This window comes from Serpentinimonas sp. SSL01, from assembly GCF_056323735.1.
The window spans coordinates 1,325,377-1,344,278 of record NZ_CM150487.1 but is presented as its reverse complement, the minus strand read 5'-3'; the positions used below and the strand labels follow the sequence as shown (position 1 = coordinate 1,344,278).

Here is an 18,902-nt window from a genome sequence, read left to right as displayed (position 1 = left end):
GGTGGAGCCGCAGCCCACCACCGCACAGCCCCGGGTGCGCATCCAGACCGAGGATTTCGACCTGAGCACCGAAGTGGCCGCCTTGCACGCCGCCGACACGCGGGTGGGCGCCGTCTGCGCCTTCGTGGGCCTAGTGAGGGAATGGGCCCCCACGCTTGGCGCTGGCGCGCCGGCGCTGCCCCCCGAGGGGGCGCTCGCCAGCTTGGGGCGGCCCGGCGCTGGCGAGGGACGGGCCCCCACGCTTGCGCCTAGCGGCGCTGCGCTGCCCCCCGAGGGGGCGCTCGCCAGCTTGGGGCGGCCCGGCGCTGGCTCGGAGGCCCCCACGCCAGTCGCTGATGCGCCGGCGTTCATGGAGCTCGAGCACTATCCCGGCATGACCGAGCGCGCCATCGAGGCGATGATCGAGCAGGCGCAGCGGCGCTTTGAGATTTATGGCGCGCGCGTGCTGCACCGCGTGGGGCGGCTGGGGCTGGGCGAGCAGATCGTGCTGGTGGCGGTGACGGCGGCGCACCGCGGCCAGGCCTTTGCCGCCTGCGAGTTTTTGATGGACTACCTCAAGACCCAGGCGCCGTTCTGGAAAAAAGAGCACAGCGCCGCCGGTGCGCGCTGGGTCGATGCGCGCGCCAGCGACGACGCGGCGCTGGCCAAGTGGGGCATCGAGGCGGATAACGCGGCTTAAGCTCGGTTGAAATCCCCCGCCCAGCCCCCAGCTAGAGTGGCATCACCTTTTTGAGGAAGCGCCCCATGCGACTCGACAAACTGACCACCAAATTCCAGCAGGCCCTGAGCGAAGCGCAAACGCTGGCCCTTGGGCAAGACCACGCCTACATTGAGCCGGCGCACCTGCTGGCGGCCCTGTTGCGCCAGCCCGACGGCCCCAAGGCGCTGCTGCAGCGCGCCGGCGTCAACGTGGCGGCGCTGGCCCAGGCCGCCGACGAGGCGCTGGCCAAGCTGCCCACGGTGCAGGGGCAAGAGCAAGTGCAGGTGGGGCGCGACACCGTCAGCCTGCTGCAGGCGGCCGAAAAAGAGGCGCTCAAGCGCGGCGACCAATACGTGGCCAGCGAGCTCTTTTTGCTGGCCCTGACCGACAGCAAAATCGCCTTGGCCGAGGCCGCGCGCAAGGCCGGCCTGAACCGCAGCGCCTTGCAGGCCGCCATCGACGCCGTGCGCGGCGGCCAGAGCGTGGACAACCCCGAAGCCGAAGGCCAGCGCGAGGCGCTGAAAAAATACACCCTCGACCTGACCGAGCGCGCCCGCGCCGGCAAGCTCGACCCGGTGATCGGGCGCGACGACGAAATCCGCCGCGCCATTCAGGTGCTGCAGCGGCGCACCAAAAACAACCCGGTGCTCATCGGCGAGCCCGGTGTGGGCAAGACCGCCATCGTCGAGGGGCTGGCGCAGCGCATCGTGGCCGGCGAGGTGCCCGAGAGCCTCAAGGACAAGCGCGTGCTGGTGCTCGACATGGCCGGTCTGCTGGCCGGGGCCAAATACCGGGGCGAGTTCGAGGAGCGCCTGAAATCGGTGCTCAAAGAAGTGGCCGCCGACGAAGGCCGCATCATCCTGTTCATCGACGAGCTGCACACCATGGTGGGCGCGGGCAAGGCCGAGGGTGCGATCGACGCCGGCAACATGCTCAAGCCGGCGCTGGCCCGCGGCGAGCTGCACTGCATCGGCGCCACCACGCTCGACGAATACCGCAAATACATCGAAAAAGACGCCGCGCTCGAGCGCCGCTTCCAGCGCGTGCTGGTCGATGAACCCACGGTCGAGGCCACCATCGCCATTCTGCGCGGCCTGCAAGAAAAGTACGAGGTGCACCACGGCGTCGAGATCACCGACCCGGCCATCGTCGCCGCCGCCGAACTGAGCCAGCGCTACATCACCGACCGCTTCTTGCCCGACAAGGCCATCGACCTGATCGACGAAGCCGCGGCCAAGATCAAGATCGAGATCGACTCCAAGCCCGAGGCCATGGACCGGCTCGATCGGCGCCTGATCCAGCTCAAAATCGAGCGCGAGGCGGTGCGCAAAGAAAAAGACGAAGCCAGCCAGAAGCGCATGACCCTGATCGAAGAAGAAATCGTCAAGCTCGAGCGCGAAGCCGCCGACCTCGAGGAACTCTGGAAAAGCGAAAAAGCCAGCGCCCAGGGCTCCGACCAAGTGCGCAAAGACATCGAGCAGATCAAAATCCAGATCGAGGACTGGACGCGCAAGGGCGACTTCAACAAGGTCGCCGAGCTGCAGTACGGGCGCCTGCCCGAGCTTGAAAAACGCCTGCGCGAGGCCCAAGCCAAGGAGGCCGCCGGCGACGGCAGCGCCAGCGGGCCACGGCTGCTGCGCACCCAAGTGGGGGCCGAGGAGATCGCCGAAGTGGTGGCGCGCGCCACCGGCATCCCGGTGGCCAAGCTGATGCAGGGCGAGCGCGACAAGCTGCTGCAGATGGAAGACAAGCTGCACCAGCGCGTGGTCGGGCAAGACGAGGCCATCGTGGCTGTGGCCAACGCCATCCGTCGCAGCCGCGCGGGCCTATCCGACCCGAACCGGCCGCTGGGCAGTTTTCTGTTTCTGGGCCCCACCGGCGTGGGCAAGACCGAGCTGTGCAAGGCGCTGGCGGCGTTTTTGTTCGACACCGAAGAGCACCTGATCCGCATCGACATGAGCGAGTTCATGGAAAAGCACTCGGTGGCGCGCCTGATCGGGGCCCCGCCGGGCTACGTGGGTTACGAAGAAGGCGGCTACCTGACCGAAGCGGTGCGGCGCAAGCCCTACAGCGTGATCCTGCTCGACGAGGTGGAAAAAGCGCACCCGGATGTGTTCAACGTGCTGCTGCAAGTGCTCGACGACGGCCGCCTGACCGACGGCCAAGGGCGCACGGTGGACTTCAAAAACGCCGTCATCGTCATGACCAGCAACATCGGCTCGCCCCTGATCCAAGCCATGGTCGGGCAAGACCCCGACGACATCAAGGAGGCGGTGTGGGGCGAACTGAAAAACCACTTCCGCCCCGAGTTCCTCAACCGCATCGACGAAACCGTGCTGTTCCACGGCCTCGACGCCGGGCACATCGCGCGCATTGCCCGCATCCAGCTGCAGGTGCTCACCGAGCGCTTGGCGCGGCTCGAATTGGGTTTGCAAGTGAGCGAGGCGGCGCTGGCCGAGCTGGCCAAGGTGGGCTTCGACCCGGTGTTTGGGGCGCGCCCGCTCAAGCGCGCGATCCAGCAACGGATCGAAAACCCGCTGTCGCGCCAGATACTCGAAGGGCGCTTTGCCCCCAAGAGCACGATCACCGTTGATGTCGATCCGATCCAAGCCCCGGGGCAGTTCCAGTTTGCGCTTGTGGCGCCTTAAGCCGGCCCTTACGGCTGCGCCAGAGCCCGCGCTGGTGCTTGGGCGCGGCCGCGTCATGGTGCGCGGTGCTGATCTATGAACTGGGCGTCAGGCACACGCAAGCCGTGCGGTCAAAATTGTGAGGTTTTTCGTGCCCAGCCGCTCAAAGCAGCCGCCGCGTTGACCGCCTCAGGAGACCCCATGCCCGCCAGCCTCGCCACTTCCTCTGTCACCCCATACGCCGATTTTTACCGCCGCTCGATCGACGAGCGCGAGGCCTTCTGGGCCGAGCAGGCGCAACTGATCGACTGGCAGCAGCCCTACGAGCAAGTCTGCGACGCCCGCAACCCGGCTTTTGCGCGCTGGTTCGTGGGTGGGCGCACCAACCTGTGCCACAACGCGGTCGATCGGCACTTGGCCGAGCGCGCCGAGCAAAACGCGCTCATCTGCGTGTCGTCGGAAACCGGGGCCGAGCGGGTGTACAGCTACCGCGAGCTGCACGCCGAGGTGCAGCGCATGGCCGCCATCTTGCTCGATTTGGGCGTGCGCAATGGCGACCGGGTGCTGATTTATATGCCCATGATCGCCGAGGCCGCTTTTGCCATGCTGGCCTGCGTGCGCATCGGGGCCATCCATTCGGTGGTTTTTGGCGGTTTTGCCAGCCACGCGCTGGCCAGCCGCATCGACGACGCGCGCCCGGCCCTGATCGTCAGCGCCGACGCCGGCATGCGCGCCGGCAAGGTGCTGCCCTACCAGCCCTTGCTGGACGAAGCGCTGCGCCTGAGCCAACACCCGCCCAAGCAGGTGCTGATGGTCAACCGCGGCTTGGCCGAGCTGCACCCGGTGACGGGGCGCGATGTGGATTATGCCGCCGCGCGCGAGCGCTGTTTGCACGTCCAAGTGCCGTGCGAGTGGCTCGAGAGCAGCGAGCCGAGCTACATCCTCTACACCAGCGGCACCACCGGCAAGCCCAAAGGCGTGCAGCGCGACACCGGCGGCTACGCGGTGGCGCTGGCGGCCTCGATGCGCCACATCTACCTCGGCGAGCCGGGGCAGACCTTCTTTGCCACCTCGGACATCGGCTGGGTGGTGGGGCACAGCTACATCATCTACGGCCCGCTGCTCTATGGCATGGCGACCCTGATGTACGAGGGGCTGCCGATCCGCCCCGATGCCGGCATCTGGTGGCAGCTGGTAGAGAAATACCGCGTGAGCGTGATGTTCTCGGCCCCCACGGCGGCGCGCGTGCTCAAAAAGCAAGACCCCGCCTACCTGAGCCGCTACGACCTATCCAGCCTCAAAGCCCTGTTTTTGGCCGGCGAGCCGCTGGACGAGCCCACCGCCAGCTGGATCGGGGCTGCCATCAACAAACCGATCATCGACAACTACTGGCAGACCGAGACCGGTTGGCCGATTTTGGCGCTGTGCAGCGGCGTCGAACCCACGGCGGTGGGCAAGATCGGCTCACCGGGGCGCGCCGTCTATGGCTATGACGTGCGCCTGATCGACGAGCTCACCGGGGCCGACATCACCGAGCCCAACCGCAAGGGCGTGCTGGCCATCGCCGGGCCGCTGCCGCCGGGCTGCCTGCAAACCGTTTGGGGCGACGACGAGCGCTACCTCAAAACCTACTGGTCCAGCATCCAGGGCCGCAGCCTCTACAACACCTTCGACTGGGGCCTGCGCGACGCCGAGGGTTATTACTTCATTCTGGGCCGCACCGACGACGTGATCAACGTCGCCGGCCACCGGCTGGGCACGCGCGAGATCGAGGAGGCCATCGCCAGCCACCCCAACGTGGCCGAGGTGGCGGTGGTGGGCCGCGCCGACGCGCTCAAGGGCCAGGTGGCGGTGGCTTTTGCCGTGCTCAAAAACCCGGCGCTGGCGGCTTCGGCCGAGCAGGCGCGGGAGCAAGAGCAAGCCCTCATGCAGATCGTGGATGCGCAGCTGGGGGCCGTGGCGCGCCCGGCGCGGGTCTGTTTCGTGGGCACGCTGCCCAAGACGCGCTCGGGCAAGCTGCTGCGCCGCGCCATGCAGGCGGTGTGCGAGGGCCGCGACCCCGGCGACCTGAGCACCATGGACGACCCGGCGGTGCTGCAGCAGATCCGCGATTTGCTGGGCTGAGGGGCTGCTGTTGCCCAGCGTTATCATCCGGCACACCAGCAACTAGCGATTCATTTTGATGCAAACCCCCTGCGATGCCGGAGCCGATGGTGCTGCTCCGCGCACCTTGGAGCCTGCGGCCGGCTCGCCCAACGCCAACTGGCAGCAGCGCAGCCTCGCCAGCGTCTGGCACCCCTGCACCCAGATGCAGCGCGCCGCCGCCGTGCCGCCGCTGGCCGTGGCGCGCGCCAGCGGCCCGTGGCTGCACGACCACGAGGGCCGGCGCTACTTCGACACCAGCAGCAGCTGGTGGGTGAACCTGTTCGGCCACGCCGACCCCGGCATTGGCGCCGCCATCAAGGCCCAGCTCGACCAGCTGCCGCACGTGATGCTGGCCGGCTGCACCCACGCGCCGGCGGTGGAGCTGGCCGAGCGCCTGAGCGCGCGCACCGGCGGCGAACTCGGGCACCTGTTTTTTGCCAGCGACGGCGCATCGGCGGTGGAAATCGCGCTCAAGATGAGCATGCACCATTGGAGCAACTGCGGCCAGCCGGACAAGCGCGAATTCGTCTGCCTGCAAGGCGGCTACCACGGCGAGACGCTGGGCGCGCTGGCCGTGACCGACGTACCGGTGTTTCGCCACGCCTATGCACCGCTGCTCTATGGCGGCGCGCACCTCGTGCCCTCGCCCGATGCGCGCTTGGCGCAACCGGGTGAAGACGCCGCCGCCGCGGCCGAGCGCGCCGCGGCCGCGCTCGAAGCCCTGCTGGCGCAGCGCCACGCGCACATCGCGGCGCTGATCGTGGAGCCGCTGGTGCAAGGCGCGGCCGGCATGGCCATGCACCACCCGCACTACCTGCGCCGTGCGCGCGTATTGTGCGAGCGCTACCAGGTGCACCTGATCGCCGACGAAATCGCCGTCGGCTTTGGCCGCACCGGCAGCTTTTTTGCCTGCGAGCAAGCCGGCATCTGGCCCGATCTGCTGTGCCTCTCGAAGGGCATCACCGGCGGCTTCCTGCCACTGTCGGTGGTGTTGTGCCGCGACGCCATCTACCGCGCTTTTTTGAGCGACGAGGTGGCGCGCGGCTTCCTGCACTCGCACTCGTACAGCGGCAACGCGCTGGCCTGCCGCGCCGCGCTGGCGGTGCTCGACCACTTTGAGCAGCGCGACGTGCTGGGCGACAACGCCCGCGTGGCGACGGTGCTCGATGCCGCGCTGGCTTCGCTGGCCCATGACCCGCGCCTCGAGCACCTGCGCCGCTGCGGCATGATCTGGGCTTTCGACGTGCGCGCCGAACACGCGCCGGCGCGCTTTGCCGAGCGCCTGCACCTGGTCGGGCGCCGGCACGAGCTGCTGCTGCGCCCGATCGGGCGCACCGTCTATCTGATGCCACCCTACGTGCTCGATGAGGCGCTGGCACGCTGGCTGGGCGCACGCCTGATCGATACGCTGAACGATACCCTGCACGACACCCTAAACCCCGCGCTGGCTGCTGACCCCGGCGCTGCACTCCCCCCCGATGCTGATCGAACACCTGAACCGTCAGTTGCTTGAGCTCGACGCCGCGGCGCTGCGGCGGCGCTTGCGCATCCAAACCACTCCGTGCCAGCCGCAACTGCAGCTGCAAGGTAGCGCGGCCCCGCTGCTGGCCTTTTGCAGCAACGACTACCTCGGGCTGGCCAACCACCCGGCGCTGGCGCAAGCGCTGGCCGACGGCGCCCGGCGCTGGGGCGTGGGCAGCGGCGCTTCGCACTTGGTGAGCGGCCACACCCAAGCCCATGCGGCGCTCGAAGAGCGGCTGGCGGCTTGGCAGGCGGCGCACATACCGGGCGCGCGCGCGCTGCTCTTTGGCAGCGGTTATGCGGCCAACCTCGCGCTGCTCACGGCCCTGGGCGACGCCTCGAGCACGCTGTTTTGCGACCAGCTCAACCACGCCTCGCTGATCGACGGCGCGCGCCTGTCCAAAGCCGCGGTGCAGCGCTATCCCCATGCCGACCTCGCCGCGCTGGCGCAGCAGTTGCAAAGCTGCAGCACGCCGCTCAAACTCATCGTCACCGATGCGGTGTTCAGCATGGACGGCGACTTGGCCGACCTGCCCGCGCTGCTGCAACTGGCCGAGCAGCACGATGCCTGGCTGATCGTGGACGACGCGCACGGCTTTGGCGTGCTGGGCGCGCGCGGACACGGCAGCTTGGAGCACTTTGGGCTGCGCAGCGAGCGCCTGATCTACATGGGCACGCTGGGCAAGGCGGCGGGCGCCTACGGGGCGTTCGTGGCCGCGCACCCCAGCATCGTCGAGTGGCTGCTGCAGCGCGGCCGCACCTACATCTACACCACGGCGCTGCCGCCCGCGCTGGCGCACGCCCTGCAGAGCAGCTTGGATTTGATCGAAGGCCCCGATGGCGCCGTGCGCCGCGCACACCTCGAGGCCCTGATCGGGCGCTGGCGCGCCGGCGTGCAAGCCCTGCTGGAGCCTATGGAGAGCGGGCAGGGCGGGGCGCCGACGCAGCTGCACCTGCTCGAGTCGCGCACCCCCATCCAGCCGCTGATCGTCGGCGATAATGCACGCGCGCTGGCCCTAGACGCCGCCTTGCAGGCGCGTGGCCTGCGCGTGCCGGCCATTCGCCCGCCCTCGGTGCCCGAGGGCAGCGCGCGCCTGCGGCTGACCTTCAGCGCCAGCCACACCCAGGCCGAACTGGACCGTTTGTTGGCGGCGCTGGCCGCGTCTTTGCAGGAACTGCCTTCATGACCCTCCCGCCTATCCCCGGTCAGCCGCTGAAAGGCTGCTTCGTCACCGGCACCGACACCGAAGTCGGCAAAACCCGCGTCAGCGCTGGCCTGCTGCACTGGCTGGGCGCGCAAGGCCTGCGCGCGGCCGGCTACAAAGCGGTGGCCTCGGGCATGGAGCAGGTGGACGGCCGCTGGCTCAACGAAGACGTGCAGACCCTGTGGGCCGCAGGCTGGCCCGGGGTGCGCCCCGAGCAGGTGGGGCCGCTGCAGCTGCGCACCGCTTGTGCACCGCACATTGCGGCCGCGCTCGAGGGCCGGCAGATCGACTTCGCCGCCTTGCGCGACGGCGCCTACGCGCTGGCGCAGCAGGTGGACTGTGTGGTGGCCGAAGGCGCCGGCGGCCTGTGCGTGCCGCTGGGCCCAGACTGGGACAGCTCCGACCTGATGTGCGCCCTCGGCCTGCCGCTGGTGCTGGTGGTGGGGCTGCGCTTGGGCTGCATCAACCACGCGCTGCTCACCGCCGAAGCCATCCGTGCGCGCGGCCTGCGCCTAGGCGGCTGGGTGGCCAACACGCTCGACCCCGACATGCCTTTTTTGACCGAGAACATCGCCACGCTGCGGCACGAGTTTGCCCGCCGCCACAAGAGCCCGTGCTTGGGCGTGCTGCCGCGCTTGGCTCCAGCTGGTGCAGCCCAAATGGCCCAAGCGGCGGCCGCGCACCTAGATGACGCCGCACTGCGCCGCCTCTTTGGCCTACCGCCAGCCTAAGACCAACTTTTTAGCCCTACGAACCCACCCTATGAGCACTTGCGCCACCCCGATCGATGTCTCTGCCCTGCGCCGTGCCGGCGGCTCTGCGCCGGGTGCAGACGCCCGCCACGCGGCCACCAAGGCTGCCGACACAGCTGCCCAAGCCACTGCGGCGCCGCGCTGGTCGGTGGCCGCCATCGAAGCCCTGTTTGAACTGCCGTTTATGGACTTGCTGCACCAGGCGCAGCAGGTGCACCGGCAGCATTTCGACCCCAACGCGGTGCAGCTCTCGACCCTGCTCTCGATCAAGACCGGCGGCTGTGCCGAAGACTGCGGCTACTGCCCGCAGTCGGCGCATTTCGACACCGGCGTCGAGGCCAGCAAGCTGCTGCCGCTCGACGAGGTGCTGCAAGCCGCCAGCGCCGCCAAGGCCCAAGGCGCGAGCCGCTTTTGCATGGGCGCGGCCTGGCGCAGCCCCAAGATGCGCGATCTGCAGCGCGTGACCGAAATGGTGCAGGGCGTGCGCGCGCTCGGGCTCGAAACCTGCATGACGCTGGGCATGCTCGAGGCCGAGCAGGCGCAGCAGCTCAAAGCCGCCGGGCTCGATTACTACAACCACAACCTCGACAGCGCGCCCGATTTTTACGGCCAGATCATCAGCACGCGCACCTACCAAGACCGGCTCGACACGCTCGAGCACGTGCGCTCGGCCGGCATCAAGGTCTGCAGTGGCGGCATCGTCGGCATGGGCGAAACCCGCGCGCAACGCGCCGGCTTGCTGGCGCAGCTGGCCAACCTCGAACCCTACCCCGAGTCGGTGCCGATCAACAACCTGGTGCCCATGCCCGGCACCCCCTTGGCCGACGCCGAGCCGATCGATCCGTTCGAGTTTGTGCGCACCATCGCGGCGGCGCGCATCACCATGCCGCTTGCGCTGGTGCGGCTGTCGGCCGGGCGCGAGCAGATGGACGACGCGCTGCAGGCGCTGTGCTTTGCCGCCGGGGCGAATTCGATTTTTTATGGCGATCGGCTGCTCACCACCGCCAACCCACAAGCGGCGCGCGACCGCGCCCTGTTTGCCCGCCTGGGGCTGCGCGCGCAGGGCGCCGCGCCCGAGGCGCCGCAGCCGGCACCCGATCAAGTGGCTGGTTGATTCCCGTCGAGTGGCCGCTCTTGTGCCCGAGCGGCCTGAGCCGCCCGAGCGCGCGCCAGCGCCGCCTCGACGAGTGTGCGTTTACGCTCCAGCATCACCGGGTCGGTGTGTTTGGAGTGCGCGGGCAGGTCGGCCAGTTTGGCCTCGGCTTTGGCCAGCAGGCGCGCTTGGTGCGCTGCCTCGGTGCGCTGCAGGCGCGCTTGGCGGGCAATGTAGCGCTGGCGGGCTTGCTCGGCTTGCGCCGGGCTCCAAGCGGCCCAGCCGGTGGCCGTGGTGGCCGTGCCGTGGATACCTTGATCGCCTTGAGCGCCATTTGCGGCCGCCACCGGAACCATCTGAATGCAGTCCACCGGGCACACCGGCAGGCACAGATCGCAGCCGGTGCAATAGGCGTCGATTAGGGTGTGCATGCGCTTGTGTGCGCCCACGATGGCGTCGGTCGGGCAGGCCTTGAGGCACAGGGTGCAGCCGATGCACCACTGCTCGTCGATCACCGCCACCGTCATGGGGCCCTCGAGGCCGTGGGCCGGATTCAGCGGCAGGGCGGGGCGGCCCAGCAGGGCGGCCAGGCGCGCCACACCTTCCTCACCACCCGGCGGGCACTGGTTGATTTCGGCAGTGCCGGCGGCCAAGGCCTGGGCGTAGCTGCGGCAGTCTGGGTAGCCGCAGCGCCGGCACTGCGTCTGCGGCAGCAGCGCGTCGAGGCGTTCGACTAAGAGGCTGAAAGGCAATCGCTCATGCCCGCCTTGACGCCCCAAAACACCGCCAGCGGCGTTGCAAATGCGCGCCGTAGCACGGGCTACGGCTGTGCTTTGCGCCTTGCCGGCGGCGCCTTGGAGCGCCCTTTCGGACACGTCCAATTGCCTCTCAGCCTCTAAGTTGTCAGCCACCGGCAGCGGGTTTGCGCACCGTGCGCCGGCGTGGGGCGCTGGAGGGTTCGGCGGGGGCGGCAGCGGTCTCATCCGAATCGCCGTCGTCGAGTTCTGCCGCGCCCAAGCGCGCCGCCTCGATGCCCGCGGCCGACTTCGGTTCGTGCTCGACAATAAAGGCCTTGACCACCGGATAGACCTGCTCGCGCCAGCGCCGGCCGCTGAAAATCCCGTAGTGCCCGGCACCCGGCACTTCGAAGTGGCGCTGCTCCGGGTCTTCGATACCGGTGCACAGCCCGTGTGCAGCTTTCGTCTGGCCACAGCCCGAGATGTCGTCGAGTTCGCCCTCGATCGTCAGCAAGCCGGTGTGCTTGATGTCTTGCGGCCGCACGCGCTCGAGCTCGCCCTGTTCGTTGCGCACATCCCAAGTGCCGTTGACGAGTTTGAACTCTTGGAACACGGTGTTGATGGTTTCGAGGTAGTAGTGCGCGTCCATGTCGAGCACGGCGTTGTACTCGTCGTAGAACTGGCGGTGTGCTTCGGCGCTCTCGTTGTCGCCCTTGATCAGGTCGCGGAAGTAGTCGTAGTGGCTGCTGGCGTGGCGGTCCGGGTTCATGGCGATAAAGCCGCTGTGCTGCAAAAAACCCGGATAGACGCGCCGCCCAGCGCCGGGAAAGCTCGCCGGCACGCGGTAGATGACGTTGTTCTCGAACCACTCGAAGCTGCGCTGCGCTGCCAGGTTGTTGACCGAAGTGGGTGATTTGCGCGCGTCGATCGGGCCGCCCATCATGGTCATGGACAGCGGCGCGAGTTCGCCCCGGCTGGCCATGAGCGAGACCCCCGCGAGCACCGGCACGGTCGGCTGGCAAACGCTGATGACGTGGCAGTTGCCGTATTTTTGCTGCAGATGGCGAATGAACTCCTGCACATAGTTGACGTAGTCGTCGAGGTGAAAATCGCCTTCGGACAGCGGCACCATGCGCGCGTTCTTCCAGTCGGTGATATAGACCTTGTGCTCGCGCAGCATGGTGCGCACGGTGTCGCGCAGCAGCGTGGCGTAGTGGCCCGACAGCGGTGCCACGATCAGCACCACGGGCTGGGTTTTGAGCCGGGTCAGCGTGGCCGGGTGGTCAGAAAAGCGCTTGAAGCGGCGCAGCTCGCAAAAGGGCTTGTCGATCTCGATGCGCTCGTCGATCGCCACGTGCTGGCCCTCGATGTCCACGTGGCGGATGCCGAACTCAGGCTTTTCGTAGTCCTTGCCCAAGCGGTGCACGAGGTCGTAGGCGGCGGCGATGCGTTGCGCCATCGGCACCTGGCCCAGCGGCGAGAGCGGGTTGGCAAACAACTTGGCGGTCATTTGCGCAAAGTCGGAAAAGGGCTCGATCAGCGAGCGCTGGTTTTCATAAATCTGGTACAGCATCGGCTCACCTCGTAAAAATAGTGCAGTGCAGCAACAATATATCAGGCCGCGCTGATTTTGTCCTGACCTTTCAGCGACAACACGGGTGGGCGAGCGACGAAAGCGGCACAAGCAACCACAGAGGGCAGGTTCGAGGGGCGCTTGCATGCGCCAGCCATTAGAGCACCGCGGCAATCGAGCGGCAGACGTAATCGATGTTTTTGCTGTTGAGCGCGGCCACGCACATGCGGCCGGTGTCGGTGCCATAGACGCCGAACTCGCTGCGCAGACGCACCATCTGCTCTTTGCTCAGGCCCGAGTAGCTGAACATGCCGATCTGCTGGGTGATGAAGCCCATGTCGCGCTGCACACCGGCGGCTTTGAGGCCGGCCACCAGGCGCGCGCGCATCGACTGGATGCGCAGGCGCATCTCGGCCAGTTCGCGCTCCCACAGGGCGCGCAGGGTCGGGTCGTTGAGCACCACGGCCACGATCGCGCCGCCGTGGGTGGGCGGGTTGGAGTAGTTGGTGCGGATCACGAGCTTGAGCTGCGACAGCACGCGCGCCGCTTCGTCCTTGCTTTGGCACAGCACCGACAGCGCGCCCACGCGCTCGCCATAGAGGCTGAAGCTCTTGGAAAAGCTGGTGGCGACGAAGCAGTCGAGCCCGGATTGGATGAACTTCTGGATCACGGCGCCGTCTTCGGCGATGCCGTGGCCAAAGCCTTGGTAGGCCATGTCGAGGAAGGGCGTATGGCCACGCGCCTGCAGCACCGCCACCACGCGGTCCCACTGCTCGGGGCTGAGGTCGTAGCCGGTGGGGTTGTGGCAGCAGGCGTGCAACAGCACGATGCTGCCGGGGCTGGCGGCTTGCAGGCTGGCGAGCATGGCCTCGAAGTCGATGCCCAGGCGCTTGGCGTCGTAGTAGGCGTAGCTGCCGACGTCGAAGCCGGCGCTGGTAAAGAGGGCGCGGTGGTTCTCCCAGCTCGGGTCGCTGATCAGCACTTGGGCGCCGGGCTTGAGCTTGCGCAGAAAGTCGGCGCCAATTTTGAGCCCGCCGGTGCCGCCGATGGCCTGCACGGTGGCGATGCGGCCGCTGCGCACGGGCTCGCTGTCGGCGCCAAAGACCAGCGCCTTGACCGCGTTGTCGTAGGCGGCGATGCCGTCGATGGGCAGGTAGCCGCGCGCGGCCGGGTGTTCGAGCATGGCGCGCTCGGCCTGCTGCACGCATTGCAGCAGCGGCAGTTTGCCATTGTCGTCGTAATAGACGCCCACGCCGAGATTCACCTTGTGCGGGTTGGGGTCGGCGGCAAACTGCTCGTTCAGACCCAGAATCGGGTCGCGCGGGGCCATTTCGACGGCGGCAAAAAGGGACATGGTGGTAAGGGCAGTGGGTTGAGGGTGGGTTGAAGCGCACGGGCGCATGAGCGCTCGCGGCCGGGCGCAGTGGCCTAGATTTTACTGTGGTGGGTGACGCTGGGCAGCGAGTTCTGCCCAGCGCCGCTGCAGCGCTTGGGCAGCGGCGGCGGGGTCGGGGCTGGCGGTGAGGGCGCGCACCACGGCAAAGGAGCCGACGCCGCTGGCGGCGATGGCACCCAAGTGCTCGAGGCCGATGCCGCCGATGGCCACCGTGGGGATGGCCGGGCGCAGGCGCGCCAGCAGTTGGGCGTAGGCGCGCAGCCGGGCGCAGCCTTGGGGTGCGGTGGGCATGGCTTTGAGGGTGGTGGGAAACACGGCGCCCAGCGCGATGTAGCTCGGGCGCAGAGCGGCGGCGCGCAGCAGTTCGGCGTAGCCGTGGGTGCTGATGCCCAGCCGCAAACCGGCGCTGCGCAGCGCGTCCAAGGCCTCGGGCGCCAGGGCATCGAGGTCTTCTTGGCCTAGGTGCACACCGTAGGCCCCAGCTTCGATGGCGGCTTGCCAGTGGTCGTTGATGTACAGACGGCTGGCCGTGCTCGCTACCGCAGCCACGGCGGCGCGCACTTGCGCCAGAACTTCGGCCTCGGGCGGGGTGCCGGGGCCGGGGTTCGCGCTGGGTTTGTAGCGCAGTTGCAGTGTCGGTACGCCGGCGGCGGCCATGCGCTGCACCCAAGCGGCGTTGGGCAAAACGGCGTACAGGCCCAGCCCGTCGGGGTGGGAGGCAAAGGGCGGGGGGCTGTTGGTTGCGGCTGGGTGCTCGGCGGCGCTGCCGGGCTGGGTTGCTGCAGCCGCCGTGCCCAAGCCAAAGTCCAGCGGGTCGTCGGGCCAGTCGGCGCGCCAGTGGCCCTCGCGCGCGCTGCGCTGGCCCCAAGCCTGCGCGATCACGGCGGCGTCGGACTCGATGAAACCGAGCCGGCGCGCCACGGCCCAAGCCACGTCGTAGGCGCTGTCGCTGGCGGGGATGGCGCCGGGGTCGGCTTGGGCTTCGATCGCCAAAGCGGCGTGCTGGCGCACCAAGGCGTCGAGGGTGGCGGGGGCGGCGAGGGCGTAGGCCACGGCGGGGGTGGGGTGGTGCATTGAGGCGGTCTAGAGCGCTCTGAGGCCTTTTAGGGCTGGTGCCAAAACGGTGTGCCCAGCACCGGCGTGCTGGGTTGGGCGCTGTCTTGCGGGCTCATGGTGCCAGCCAGAAAAGCGTCGCGCCCGGCGCGCACGGCGGTGGCAAAGGCCTGCGCCATGCGCACCGGGTCGAGCGCCAGCGCCACGGCGGTGTTGAGCAGCACGCCGTCGTAGCCCCACTCCATCACCTGGCAGGCGTGCGAGGGCAGGCCCAGGCCGGCATCGACGATCAGCGGCACCTGCACGCGTTCGCGCAGGGTGCGCAGCGCCAGCGGGTTCAGCGGCCCCTTGCCCGTGCCGATGGGTGCCGCCCATGGCATCACGGCTTGGCAGCCGACATCGACCAAGCGCAGGCACAGCACCAAGTCTTCGGTGCTGTAGGGCAGCACCTTGAAGCCGCGCCGCAGCAGCTGGTCGGCGGCGCCGACGAGGTTGAGGGTGTCGGGCTGCAGGGTGTAGTCGTCACCGATGATTTCGAGCTTGATCCAGTCGGTGCCGTAGAGCTCGCGCGCCATTTCGGCCGTGCTGATGGCCTCTTGCACGCTGTGGCAGCCGGCGGTGTTGGGCAGCAGCGGCGTCTGCATGTTTTGCAGCAGCGTCCAGAAGCTGCGGCTGGCCTCGGCGTTGGCGGCGCTCTGGCGCCGCAGCGCAGCCGTGAGCATGGCCGGTTGCGCGGCCGCCACGGCCTGCTCGAGCAGCGCGGGCGAGGGGTAGCGCGCCGTGCCCAGCAACAAGCGGCTGGAAAAATGCTGGCCGTAGAGGATCAGGGGGTCGGCGGCGGGGGCCGCATGTGCCGGGGGCGGTGGGGTGGGGGTGGCGGCGGGGGTGGGGTTCATGCTGCAAGCGGCGCGCTCAGCCGCCGGTGACGGGGGAAATGAGCTCGATCCGGTCGCCTTGGGCCAGCGCAGTCTGCGCGTACTGGTTTTTGGGGACGAATTGCAGATTGAGGGCGGCGGCAAAGGGCTCGGTTGGGCGCGCAGCGGCCAGCGCATCGGCCAGCGTGGCGCTTGCGGGCAGCTCCAGCGCTTGCTGGTTGAGCCACACGCGCAGCGGGGCGGGGTAGGGGGGGGCGGCAGAAGGGGCGGTCATGGGGAAATGGTCTAGGGTGCAGCCAAAGCGGGCATCGAGGCAGGCATCAAAGCCAGCATCAAAGCCGGCCTCCCGAAGTGTGCATCAAGCCGTCTGCGCCACCGTGCAGGGCTCGAAGCGCAATTCGAGCCGCTCGGCCAGATCGCGCTGGCCCTGCTGCACGTACTCGAGCACCGCGTCGCACACCGCCGGCCCGATCAGGTAGCCGTGGCGAAACAGGCCATTGATCTGCAGCACCTGCGGCGCGCACTCGCGCACCAGCGGCTGGTGGTCGGGCAGGGTGGGGCGGCACTGGCTTTGCAGCCCGACGATGCGCGCCTCGCCAAAGCCGGGGTGTACCGCATAGGCGGCGCTGAGCAGCTCGAGCGCCGAGCGCGCGCTAACCTCCGACAAATCCTCGGACTCGATCTGGGTTGCGCCGACGACGAAAAAATGGTCTTGTTTGGGTGCGATGTACAGCGGGTAGCGCGGGTGCAGCAGCCGCGTCGGGCGCTGGAGCGTGACGCCGGGGGCGTACAGGCAGGCGACCTCGCCGCGCACCCCGCGCAGCGGCTGTTCCGGGGCGGCCCAGTCGGCTTGCGCTCCTAGGCCACGGCAGTCGAGCACCCAGCCGCCGTGCGTGCGTTGCCAGTCTTGCGCTTGGGCCAAGCTGGTGGGCTGCTGCCAGTGCAGATCGACGCCGAGAGCTGGCAATTCGGCCGCCAGCGCCTGCAGCAGCTGGTGGTTGTCGAGCTGGCCCTCTTGGGGCAGATAGATCCCGCTCTGAAAGTGCCCGGCCACGCTGGGCTCGAGGGCGGCGAGTTGCTGCGCGTTTAGCGGCTGCGCCGCTTGCAGTTCGGGCACCTGCTGCACCGTCTGCGCCCAGACGCGGTTCAGGCGGGTGGCCTCGGCCGCGTCTTGGCGGTGCCACAAAATCAGGGTGCCGTCTTGCTGAAAATACACCGGCTGCCGCAGCGAGGCAATGAGCTCGCGCCAGCGCGGCAGCGCGTACAGCCCCATGCGCACCACGTTGGGCTCGGCCACGGCGGCTTCGGCCAGCGGCGCCAGCATGGCGGCGGCCACCCAAGCGGCGGCGCCCTGGTCCGATTCGGCGCGCGCTTCGTGGATCGTGACCCGGTGGCCGCTGCGCGCCAGCCCCAAGCCCAGCAAGCGGCCCAGCAGGCCAGCACCTAAGATGAGCACCGGGGCGGGGTGGGGGCGGTTGGCAGGCATGGTGGGGCAGTGGGCGGTGTGGAAAAATCGGTGCAACCACCCAGCTTCGGGCGGCGCGGTCTGGGCTGCTGCGCGGTACAGGCGGTACAGCCGCTGGTGGAGCCGGGAAAATATACCATGGGCCTGCTGCGGCTCTGGTGCAGCCCCCCATGCACCCATAATGGTATTTGACGCACCTCAAGAAACCCCCATGTTGCCTGCCCCAGACCACGCTCCACTTTCCAGCCAACCGTGGCGCTACGCGCGAGTGCTCACCATCGCCGGCAGCGACAGCGGCGGTGGCGCCGGCATACAGGCCGACCTCAAAACCTTTGCCGCGCTGGGCTGCTACGGCATGAGCGCCATCACCGCGCTGACGGCGCAAAACACGCTTGGGGTGCGCGCCATCCACGCCGTGCCCGCCAGTTTTCTGGAGCAGCAGATGGCCGCGGTGTTTGAGGACATCGGCGTCGATGCGGTCAAGATCGGCATGTTGCACGCGCCCGACGTGGTGCGGGTGGTGGCTCGCGCGCTGGACCGCTACGCGCCGCCCTGGGTGGTGCTGGACCCGGTGATGGTCGCCACCAGCGGCGACGCGCTGATCGAGCCCGAGACCGTGGCCCTGCTGCGCACCGAACTGTTCCCGCGCGCCAGCCTGGTCACACCCAACCTCGACGAGGCCGCGCTGCTGCTGGCGCGCCCCCTGACCGGCGAAGCGGCGCTGGACGCCGCCGCCGCCGACCTACTGGCGCTGGGTGCGCGCGCCGTACTGCTCAAGGGCGGCCACCTGCAGGGCGAGCAATTAACCGATGTGCTGGCTTGCGCCGGCACCCCCTCTGCTTCTTGGCTGCGCCTACGCGGGCCGCGCATCGCCAGCCGCAACATCCATGGCACCGGCTGCACCCTGGCTGCGGCCATCGCCGCGCAACTGGCGCTCGGCCAGCCCATGCCGCAAGCGGTGCAGGCGGCACACGCTTGGGTGCGCGCCGCCATCGAGGCCGGCGCGGGTGCGCGCATCGGCGCCGGGCACGGCCCGCTCAACCACGGTTTTGCCCCGCTGGCGCTGCGGCGGGTGGGCAGCTGAATCGCAAGCGCGTCGCAAGCGCTCGCGTGGATTTGGATGTTGCGTCAGCTTATGCTGCGTAGCGAAGCAGCGTGCCGCCCAAGCCCGATGACGCGCCGCTGCTGCTACGGCCCGCACCATAATTTCCGGGGTAAGGGGCAGTGGCCTCGGCGGTGGCGTTGCCTGCATCCAGCGGCGTTGCAGGCAACTCGGTGCCAGGCGCACCCGCAGCCGGGCGGGCTTCACGCCACGCATCGGCCAGCGGCTTGATCAGGCTGTGCACCTCGTCGAGCGCAGCGGCGTCGTTGTGTGCGTTGGCATCCAGCAGCCGCACCGAGCAGTAGGCGTAGAGCGTGTCGAGCTGCTGCGCCAGTTCGCCTCCGGCCTTGATGTCGAGGTGCGTGCGCAAGCCCTCGCCCAAAATTTGCAACGCCTTGTTGATGTGGCGAATTTTGTTGTTCAGATCGTGCTGCTCCATGGCCAGCTTACCCAAGCGGATGCGGTCGAGTAGGCCCTCGAACAACAGCAAAGCAACCTCGTGCGGACCATTGGCGTCGGCACGGCTATCGAGCCCCACAGCGGCGTAGGTGCGGGCAGAGCGGTGAGCGGAAGTGTTCATGGAGCTGGCCTTGGGGCAAACGATGTTGATGCCTTTATATCGGCCAGATTCGGTGGCAACTTGAGAAGTGGTTGCCTT

At 68.5% G+C, this 18,902-nt stretch carries 16 protein-coding genes; 8 read left to right on the top strand and 8 right to left on the bottom strand.

Going from position 1 to position 18,902, the window contains the following annotated elements; genetic code table 11:
* Position 1: 1 nt before the first annotated feature.
* From ACVMK0_RS06365 to bioB, 7 genes are all read left to right on the top strand, one after another.
* Positions 2–679 carry a molybdenum cofactor biosynthesis protein MoaE gene (locus ACVMK0_RS06365; protein ID WP_476463297.1) on the top strand — a complete coding sequence of 226 codons (678 nt, stop codon included), beginning with the start codon at positions 2–4 and terminating at the stop codon, positions 677–679.
* Between the two features lie 65 nt (positions 680–744).
* Positions 745–3,348 (top strand): ATP-dependent chaperone ClpB, encoded by a 2,604-nt coding sequence (gene clpB / locus ACVMK0_RS06360; RefSeq protein WP_476463296.1) that lies wholly within the window; start codon positions 745–747, stop codon positions 3,346–3,348.
* A gap of 180 nt (positions 3,349–3,528) precedes the next feature.
* Positions 3,529–5,451, top strand: a complete 1,923-nt coding sequence (locus ACVMK0_RS06355; protein WP_476463295.1) for a propionate--CoA ligase — start codon at positions 3,529–3,531, stop codon at positions 5,449–5,451.
* 58 nt (positions 5,452–5,509) lie between these two features.
* A complete protein-coding gene (gene bioA, locus ACVMK0_RS06350) occupies positions 5,510–6,985 on the top strand; it encodes an adenosylmethionine--8-amino-7-oxononanoate transaminase (protein WP_476463294.1) in 1,476 nt (491 codons plus the stop codon).
* A complete protein-coding gene (gene bioF, locus ACVMK0_RS06345; RefSeq protein ID WP_476463293.1) occupies positions 6,951–8,180 on the top strand; it encodes an 8-amino-7-oxononanoate synthase in 1,230 nt (409 codons plus the stop codon). The genes bioA and bioF overlap by 35 nt, the downstream gene beginning before the upstream one ends.
* Positions 8,177–8,929 carry a dethiobiotin synthase gene (gene bioD / locus ACVMK0_RS06340; protein ID WP_476463292.1) on the top strand — a complete coding sequence of 251 codons (753 nt, stop codon included), beginning with the start codon at positions 8,177–8,179 and terminating at the stop codon, positions 8,927–8,929. The genes bioF and bioD overlap by 4 nt, the downstream gene beginning before the upstream one ends.
* Before the next feature lie 31 nt (positions 8,930–8,960).
* Positions 8,961–10,064: a biotin synthase BioB gene (gene bioB, locus ACVMK0_RS06335; RefSeq protein WP_476463291.1), complete on the top strand. Its 1,104-nt coding sequence runs from the start codon at positions 8,961–8,963 to the stop codon at positions 10,062–10,064.
* Here bioB and ACVMK0_RS06330 read toward each other — a convergent pair.
* The 7 genes from ACVMK0_RS06330 to ACVMK0_RS06300 form a co-directional block, all read right to left on the bottom strand.
* A complete protein-coding gene (locus tag ACVMK0_RS06330; protein WP_476463290.1) occupies positions 10,049–11,026 on the bottom strand; it encodes an RnfABCDGE type electron transport complex subunit B in 978 nt (325 codons plus the stop codon). The genes bioB and ACVMK0_RS06330 overlap by 16 nt on opposite strands.
* On the bottom strand, positions 10,947–12,353 hold the full coding sequence (locus ACVMK0_RS06325; protein ID WP_476463289.1) for a polyhydroxyalkanoate depolymerase: 1,407 nt from the start codon (positions 12,351–12,353) through the stop codon (positions 10,947–10,949). The genes ACVMK0_RS06330 and ACVMK0_RS06325 overlap by 80 nt, the downstream gene beginning before the upstream one ends.
* Positions 12,354–12,510: 157 nt before the next feature.
* Positions 12,511–13,707: an amino acid aminotransferase gene (locus ACVMK0_RS06320; RefSeq protein WP_476463288.1), complete on the bottom strand. Its 1,197-nt coding sequence runs from the start codon at positions 13,705–13,707 to the stop codon at positions 12,511–12,513.
* Between the two features lie 81 nt (positions 13,708–13,788).
* Complete coding sequence (locus tag ACVMK0_RS06315) at positions 13,789–14,823, bottom strand: thiamine phosphate synthase (RefSeq protein ID WP_476463287.1); 1,035 nt, start codon at positions 14,821–14,823, stop codon at positions 13,789–13,791.
* Between the two features lie 29 nt (positions 14,824–14,852).
* Positions 14,853–15,698 carry a thiazole synthase gene (locus tag ACVMK0_RS06310; protein WP_476463286.1) on the bottom strand — a complete coding sequence of 282 codons (846 nt, stop codon included), beginning with the start codon at positions 15,696–15,698 and terminating at the stop codon, positions 14,853–14,855.
* Positions 15,699–15,714: 16 nt separating this feature from the next.
* The gene (gene thiS / locus ACVMK0_RS06305; protein WP_476463285.1) at positions 15,715–15,951 is read right to left on the bottom strand and encodes a sulfur carrier protein ThiS; all 237 of its coding nucleotides are present in this window, start codon (positions 15,949–15,951) and stop codon (positions 15,715–15,717) included.
* Between the two features lie 84 nt (positions 15,952–16,035).
* Positions 16,036–17,163, bottom strand: coding sequence for an FAD-dependent oxidoreductase (locus ACVMK0_RS06300; RefSeq protein ID WP_476463284.1), 1,128 nt, complete (start codon positions 17,161–17,163; stop codon positions 16,036–16,038).
* Between the two features lie 190 nt (positions 17,164–17,353).
* Here ACVMK0_RS06300 and thiD point away from each other — a divergent pair, with 190 nt between their 5' ends.
* Positions 17,354–18,226 (top strand): bifunctional hydroxymethylpyrimidine kinase/phosphomethylpyrimidine kinase, encoded by an 873-nt coding sequence (gene thiD, locus ACVMK0_RS06295; protein WP_476463283.1) that lies wholly within the window; start codon positions 17,354–17,356, stop codon positions 18,224–18,226.
* 49 nt (positions 18,227–18,275) lie between these two features.
* Here thiD and fliS read toward each other — a convergent pair whose 3' ends face one another.
* Positions 18,276–18,824 (bottom strand): flagellar export chaperone FliS, encoded by a 549-nt coding sequence (gene fliS, locus ACVMK0_RS06290; RefSeq protein ID WP_476463282.1) that lies wholly within the window; start codon positions 18,822–18,824, stop codon positions 18,276–18,278.
* Between the last annotated feature and the right edge of the window lie 78 nt (positions 18,825–18,902).

What these genes read in the sequence shown, in the direction of transcription:
- clpB (WP_476463296.1), top strand. Translation starts at nt 745, where the DNA reads ATGCGACTCGACAAACTGACCACCAAATTCCAGCAGGCCCTGAGCGAA.
- ACVMK0_RS06355 (WP_476463295.1), top strand. Translation starts at nt 3,529, where the DNA reads ATGCCCGCCAGCCTCGCCACTTCCTCTGTCACCCCATACGCCGATTTT.
- bioA (WP_476463294.1), top strand. Translation starts at nt 5,510, where the DNA reads ATGCAAACCCCCTGCGATGCCGGAGCCGATGGTGCTGCTCCGCGCACC.
- bioF (WP_476463293.1), top strand. Translation starts at nt 6,951, where the DNA reads ATGCTGATCGAACACCTGAACCGTCAGTTGCTTGAGCTCGACGCCGCG.
- bioD (WP_476463292.1), top strand. Translation starts at nt 8,177, where the DNA reads ATGACCCTCCCGCCTATCCCCGGTCAGCCGCTGAAAGGCTGCTTCGTC.
- bioB (WP_476463291.1), top strand. Translation starts at nt 8,961, where the DNA reads ATGAGCACTTGCGCCACCCCGATCGATGTCTCTGCCCTGCGCCGTGCC.
- ACVMK0_RS06330 (WP_476463290.1), bottom strand. Translation starts at nt 11,026, where the DNA reads ATGAGACCGCTGCCGCCCCCGCCGAACCCTCCAGCGCCCCACGCCGGC.
- ACVMK0_RS06325 (WP_476463289.1), bottom strand. Translation starts at nt 12,353, where the DNA reads ATGCTGTACCAGATTTATGAAAACCAGCGCTCGCTGATCGAGCCCTTT.
- ACVMK0_RS06320 (WP_476463288.1), bottom strand. Translation starts at nt 13,707, where the DNA reads ATGTCCCTTTTTGCCGCCGTCGAAATGGCCCCGCGCGACCCGATTCTG.
- ACVMK0_RS06315 (WP_476463287.1), bottom strand. Translation starts at nt 14,823, where the DNA reads ATGCACCACCCCACCCCCGCCGTGGCCTACGCCCTCGCCGCCCCCGCC.
- ACVMK0_RS06310 (WP_476463286.1), bottom strand. Translation starts at nt 15,698, where the DNA reads ATGAACCCCACCCCCGCCGCCACCCCCACCCCACCGCCCCCGGCACAT.
- thiS (WP_476463285.1), bottom strand. Translation starts at nt 15,951, where the DNA reads ATGACCGCCCCTTCTGCCGCCCCCCCCTACCCCGCCCCGCTGCGCGTG.
- ACVMK0_RS06300 (WP_476463284.1), bottom strand. Translation starts at nt 17,163, where the DNA reads ATGCCTGCCAACCGCCCCCACCCCGCCCCGGTGCTCATCTTAGGTGCT.
- thiD (WP_476463283.1), top strand. Translation starts at nt 17,354, where the DNA reads ATGTTGCCTGCCCCAGACCACGCTCCACTTTCCAGCCAACCGTGGCGC.
- fliS (WP_476463282.1), bottom strand. Translation starts at nt 18,824, where the DNA reads ATGAACACTTCCGCTCACCGCTCTGCCCGCACCTACGCCGCTGTGGGG.